Genomic DNA, 4,407 nt, shown 5'->3' on the forward strand with positions numbered 1-4,407 from the left:
TTTCGCGCAGCCTGTAACAGCTTCTGCCTTCCCTGTAGCAACTTCTGCCTTGACGTTTCCGTGTTTCGCGTAGCCTGTAACGGCTTCTGCCTTGACATTTTTGGCTTAAGCCTTGTCCGTATCAGTCTACGTAGGTTGGGGAGCCACTGCGTTGGGGAGGCAGTGCGTTGGGCGGGTCTCCCGACTTGAAGCAACTGCCGTCGGCTCTGCCGACTTGAAGCAAGTGGCGTTTGAGGAACGAAACCCAACATTTCCGAAGAGTTTGTTGGGTAACACTAAAGTTTTACCCAACCTACAATTTTCTGCGTGAGACAAATCCATACTTTATATTCAGCAAAGTCACATTTCATTTATTACTCGTTCATACATTTTCCCCGCTTCTTTCCTGCATATACGGTACAATCAGGCATGTCTTGAGCTAATTTTCCGCTTAGTGATTGAGTAGATGCTAACCCGGAATTTTTAGGGAATACCATTTGCTTGGTTAAAGCACTCCGAGGTCTAAAGCCATATTGAAGTGCTGTTTTAATACACCTTGCGACCTTTAAGGCTCCGCGATAGCCAAATCTGGGACGATTTAAGATAGCATTTAAATCGACTACGGGAATATGGGGAAAACTTAAGGAAGAACCAAAATAAACTACTGATTCTGCATCAAGACCACCAATGAAATCCAGTAATTCATCTTCCGTTTGTTTCATGGACTCGTACTTGCCAAAGGCCAGCGTCCCTTTCGTAATCAATATTTCCGGGTCTAACCCTGTTTCCAACAAATAATCTACACTGGTTTCTCGTGCTTCTGTACTCCAGGGATGGAAATTATAGATTACTACACGCATCCCAAAATCACGATCCAACATGTGAGCAAGGGATAAGCACTTGATAGCATCATGTCCTTCGATAATCGCTAACTTCCCCTCTATATAACCCTTAGCTGCTTCAAATTCAGTCTTAATTGCGGCATATTCCTTTTCCATTAGGGCAGCCGCTTGTTCTTCCATGCCTAAATATTTTGCCGCCCCTTCGAGCCATTTTTCTGTAGCAGCGATTCCATAGGGAAGGATGGTAGAGTTTAGCGGAGTACCGAACTTGTCTGACATGGCTTTGCCGATGGTATAGCCAAGATCCAAACATAAAGTACAGTTGACTGCCGCACTCGGTGCTTGCTTGAGTTCTTCTAAAGTACAGTCACCAGCAATGACGCTATGAACTCGTGCCCCCATTCCTTCTATCAATCGCACCAGTTCTTTAACATCAGTTTCGACTTCTGTTCTTTCAGGGCCCATCTTTGCGCCCACAATATTGACAGCATCGGCTAGTTGTGCTTTCCGCTCTGGAGTTGGCGGCTCCATAAAGTCTACGATTTGCCGAAATACGATATCAAATCCACTGCGATATTCCCCGGCAAATCCTTCACAATGTATCGTCATGATTTCAGACTGGATTTCGCCACGCGCCTTATTCACGACGTCATCAACACAGTCCCCAATAATACCAGACGCACAACTAGTGGCAACAACGATCGCATCTGGATGGTATTTTTCATTTACTTCTCGAATCGCGCCTGCTAATTCTTTTTCTCCACCAAAAATTACCGCCTTTTCACTCATGTTCGTAGTCACCACGGGTTCATAAGGTGAACCACTATTGCGGCTATTGGTCAGCTTGTATGCCCGCTTGACACCATAGGCACAGCCACTCGGCCCGTGAGAAATGACGATCGCATTTTTAATCCCACTTAAAATCTTCGTTGCAGTCCAAAATTTACAGGGGCGGGTATGACTACCTTGTAAAGTAGTCTTAATTTTACCCTCTTTTGCCAAGCGATACAGTTCGCTTAAATTTCCGTAAAATACGACATTCTTATCTATACTTGTTGCAGTCATGATCACTCTCCAGTCTTTGTATAGCTTCTGTCTTCAGTACCCTGTGATTTGTAAACCAGGCTACTGAGCCGCCCTCTGAAACTAATCAGTTAAACGGGTGCTGCCTGGTTTACAATTGACATAGGATTGCTAAGTATCGTAAAAATTATGATGGAAATACCATCTAATCAGTTATGGGTGGATGACAGAAATATCACTGCGGATAGATGCCATCCCCCATACACATTAGCTTTCTACCAAACGTTTAAGATCCACTCGCGCTCGTGCTTGTTCTCCATATCTGCAAACATGGTGTTAGCAATGGTGTCTGCTAGCCATTCTGCTCCTTTATAGCCAATAATGGGGTATTTCCACAGACCTGCACGGTCAAAGCTGGGGAAGCCAATCCGAACCATTGGAATCTTGTGATCGATAGAAATATATCGACCTTTGGAATGACCTAGAATCAAGTCGATTTCGAGGGACTTATCTTTAATGCGGCGCTCCAATTCCCAGAGGTCTGCATTCCAGATAACTTCGATATCACAGGCTGCTTGCTTCTCTAACGCGGTAATTCTTGGGTCTTTGCTGCTGGCTCTGTTGTCGTCTCCCAACAACATTAGCACTGGCTCTAACTCAACTTCTAAGCAGAACTCTGCTAGACCAATTACCAGATCGGGATCTCCGTAAATAGCTACCTTCTTGTTGGCGAAGAACATGTGGGCGAGGTCGGCGATCGCATCGATAGCCTTTCCACGTTCTCTAACTAAAGATTCTGGTATTGCTTTACCAGTCAGTTTCTGGATATTTTGCAGCCAGACATCAGTGTTTTTGATACCAATTGGTGTTGGGCCAATGATGGCAGGAACCTTAAAATTCTCTTGTAAGAATTCAGCTGAACTGCCTCCTTCATATTTGCATAAGGCAATAGTTCCCAACGCATTAGCAGAATCAGCAATTTCTTCAATGGTTGAATTCCCAAAGGCAAAACTTGTCTTATCGGGCATGGTGGGCGCATCGAAGGATTCTGTATCCACTAAGATGTTTGCTGGAACATCCATATCTTTTAAGATGCGCTTGATTTCCGTGACATCTCCAGGGTTAAGCCACCCAGTAATGATGTTTAACTTGCCAGTTGGTTGGCCTTTTTTTGCCAGGCTAGAAATGATTGCATGTATGCCGACATTATAGCCACTGACCTGGCTACCTTTGTAACTGGGGGTATGCACGGGAACAAGGACAATCTTGCGATCGGGATAGGCTGTCTTTAACTGGCCGTTGAGTTTGTTAATGGTTCCTTCGATATCGTCCCCAATCGTCTCAGTTGAACAAGTTGTAATAATTGGGATAATCCGTAAATCGGGATATCGTGCAACTAAGGTGTGTACGGCTTCCTCAATGCGTGGCTGTCCTCCAAGGACGGCGCTATTTTCATGGAGTGAAGAAGAAGCAATGTCAAAATTTTCCTTCAAATGCTGGGCAAACAGCAAACGAACGAACATACTACACCCCTGTCCTCCATGCACCAGGGGAATACAATCTTTTACTCCGATTGCAGCGTATTCAGCCCCAGCAGGCTGACAGGTAAATATAGGATTGATTATTCCCTTGCGTTCTTTCTGTTTTACGACTACAGACATTCTCTTGACTCCTATGTGGTAAAAAATTGCGTGATTTTGTTTAGCGTTGCTGAACGAAGATATGAAGTGTCTTTTTGAGCTTAAAAAAGTGGAGCGATGTCTGTGGTGGTCACTAATGCTGCATCCAACCAAAAAGCAAGCTACCTATAGCATTGATTACAGAAGAAAAGTAAAATTGAATTTCTTCAAAATCTTGAAAGCTAGATGAGATGCTTCTGTAGTCAGACGGTACGCGGACACTACGCTTGTTGGGAATGCTTTTGGTGTAGCCCGTCAGTGACATCGCTCTCTACTCTGTAAGTCTCTATTCTGTAAGAAAATTTCTGCACAAACACTAACAGGATGACAAGACTCTAATTCATACTCCAATTCAACAACGCCGTTCGTTCAGTGAGGTAGTCTGGTCTTCTCCAAAGAGAGAAGGGAGACGCTAAGAGCGATCGCAAGTCCGCGAGCGTCACCCAGAGGGTTAAATTACCGATCTAATTGCTTTAGTTAGTAAAGCGAATAATGCAATTCACCATTCTTTGACTTGGTTATTACAATATCGATCAGCATTGCCTTAACAGACTCCAGTACTGCCTTCTTTTGCGAGTTTTCCATGTTACCTAACCATGAAAACCTGATTTCTAGGTCAGCCGAAAGGATCTTCGCATCTGCATAATAACTTCTGTCGATCAAGGTTTCTAGAACCACCTTTTCTCCAGTCAAGATTCGGGCGGCCATATTGAGAACACCATTGATGTTTTCTTCCCGATCCCATGCACGCGAGTGAAACTGCCACAAACAACGTTCTTGAATTAATTTTGTGACTTCCGCAGCTCGCTCTTGAATGTATGACGCGATTTCTTTAGCTTGCACTTGAACCTGTGGCGCAACTTCCTTAGCTTGTGGTTGAACCT

At 44.3% G+C, this 4,407-nt stretch carries 4 protein-coding genes; all 4 read right to left on the reverse strand.

The window, feature by feature from the left end:
* Positions 1–353: 353 nt before the first annotated feature.
* A complete protein-coding gene (locus ACFE90_RS33680; RefSeq protein WP_375506642.1) occupies positions 354–1,886 on the reverse strand; it encodes a nitrogenase component 1 in 1,533 nt (510 codons plus the stop codon).
* A gap of 233 nt (positions 1,887–2,119) precedes the next feature.
* The gene (locus tag ACFE90_RS33685; protein WP_375506643.1) at positions 2,120–3,505 is read right to left on the reverse strand and encodes a nitrogenase component 1; all 1,386 of its coding nucleotides are present in this window, start codon (positions 3,503–3,505) and stop codon (positions 2,120–2,122) included.
* Between the two features lie 112 nt (positions 3,506–3,617).
* Positions 3,618–3,788, reverse strand: a complete 171-nt coding sequence (locus ACFE90_RS33690; protein ID WP_375506644.1) for a hypothetical protein — start codon at positions 3,786–3,788, stop codon at positions 3,618–3,620.
* Between the two features lie 212 nt (positions 3,789–4,000).
* Positions 4,001–4,407 (reverse strand): V-containing nitrogenase subunit delta (gene vnfG / locus ACFE90_RS33695; protein WP_375506645.1); only part of this gene is annotated, 407 nt, incomplete at its 5' end.

Origin of the sequence: uncultured Nostoc sp. (assembly GCF_964245445.1) — a bacterium.
GTDB lineage: Bacteria > Cyanobacteriota > Cyanobacteriia > Cyanobacteriales > Nostocaceae > Nostoc.